Raw genomic sequence first — 1,455 nt, forward strand, 5'->3', positions numbered from 1 at the left:
GGTTGAAAATGCCTTTGCGAGAATTAAGCATTATCGAGCTATTTCAAGTAGATATGACAAGTTAGAAAGGAATTATGCCAGCATGTTATCGCTGGCATTCATGTTAATGTGGTTACCGATGTATTGCTGAATACGAAATGTACAGCAAAGATCAACACGCCCTAGAAGGTAGTGCAAAAGTTGTAGGAGACGTTGAGTTGGAAATTCTGGCGCCTAAAACGACAAAACCCCGACAACTCGAAGAGCTATCGGGGTTTCTAAATAAATGGCACGCCCTATAGGATTCGAACCTATGACCACATCCTTAGAAGGGACGTGCTCTATCCAGCTGAGCTAAGGGCGCGCTACAGGGAAAGGATTATACGAGTTCAAGCGCTTAAATCAACGGGTTTTCATAACATTCTGATCTGAATGCCTAAAAAAAGGGCACTAAAGCGATAAATGTTCAAAAACACCCCAAAGCAAACGTTTGCGTATGGATGTTAAATAGATTTTCTGCGACAATGCGCCGCAAATAATTTGCCTTCTCAATTTAAAAAGGAAAGTCATGACTGCTCAAAATATAGATGGAACTCTCATTTCCCAAACTGTTCGATCCGAAGTTGCAGCACGTGTGAAAGCTCGCGTTGAGGCTGGCCTTCGTGCTCCTGGTCTTGCAGTTGTTCTAGTTGGTGAAGATCCAGCTTCTCAAGTTTACGTTGGCAGTAAGCGCCGTGCGTGTGAAGAAGTTGGCTTTGTCTCTAAGTCTTTTGACCTTCCTGCGACAACGTCGGAAGAAGAGTTGTTGGCACTTATCGATGAGTTGAACAACGACGCAGAAATCGATGGCATTCTTGTTCAGTTGCCACTTCCTGCTGGCATTGATGCAACGCACGTTCTTGAGCGTATTCACCCAGAGAAAGACGTGGATGGCTTCCACCCTTACAACGTGGGTCGTCTAGCGCAGCGTATTCCTAAGCTTCGTTCTTGTACGCCAAAAGGCATTATTACGCTGCTTGATCGTTACAACATCGAGCTACGCGGTAAGCACGCGGTTGTGGTTGGCGCATCAAATATCGTTGGTCGCCCAATGACACTTGAGCTGCTTCTTGCTGGTTGTACGACAACAACTTGTCACCGCTTTACCAAAGACCTAGAGGGTCACGTTCGCCAAGCAGACCTTGTTGTGGTTGCAGTTGGTAAGCCAAACTTCATTCCTGGTGAGTGGATTAAGAAAGGCGCTGTTGTGGTCGATGTGGGCATCAACCGTCTTGAATCAGGCAAACTAGTCGGTGACGTGGAATACGACAAAGCACGTGAGAATGCGAGCTTCATTACACCAGTACCGGGCGGTGTTGGCCCAATGACGGTAGCAAGCTTAATTGAGAACACGATGCTGGCTTGCGAGCAATTCCATACGAAGAAATAAAGAATTATGATACTGAAAGGGCTCCGCAAGGGGTAACTCCTATCACT

General features: G+C 46.2%; 1 protein-coding gene, 1 tRNA gene and 1 pseudogene. 2 read left to right on the plus strand and 1 reads right to left on the minus strand.

The window, feature by feature from the left end:
• A pseudogene (locus KIV40_RS26860) lies at window positions 1-130 on the plus strand (IS5/IS1182 family transposase); the annotation flags it as partial.
• A gap of 136 nt (window positions 131-266) precedes the next feature.
• Here KIV40_RS26860 and KIV40_RS26865 read toward each other — a convergent pair.
• Window positions 267-343, minus strand: a tRNA-Arg gene (locus tag KIV40_RS26865).
• A gap of 204 nt (window positions 344-547) precedes the next feature.
• On the opposite strand from KIV40_RS26865, the gene folD reads away from it, so the two are divergent.
• On the plus strand, window positions 548-1,408 hold the full coding sequence (gene folD, locus KIV40_RS26870) for a bifunctional methylenetetrahydrofolate dehydrogenase/methenyltetrahydrofolate cyclohydrolase FolD (protein WP_005430847.1): 861 nt from the start codon (window positions 548-550) through the stop codon (window positions 1,406-1,408).
• Window positions 1,409-1,455: the final 47 nt, after the last annotated feature.

The sequence above is a fragment of the Vibrio sp. D173a genome (genome assembly GCF_030248475.1).

Bases quoted from the DNA above. Each gene is read 5' to 3' on its own strand.
- folD (WP_005430847.1), top strand. From the start codon at position 548: ATGACTGCTCAAAATATAGATGGAACTCTCATTTCCCAAACTGTTCGA.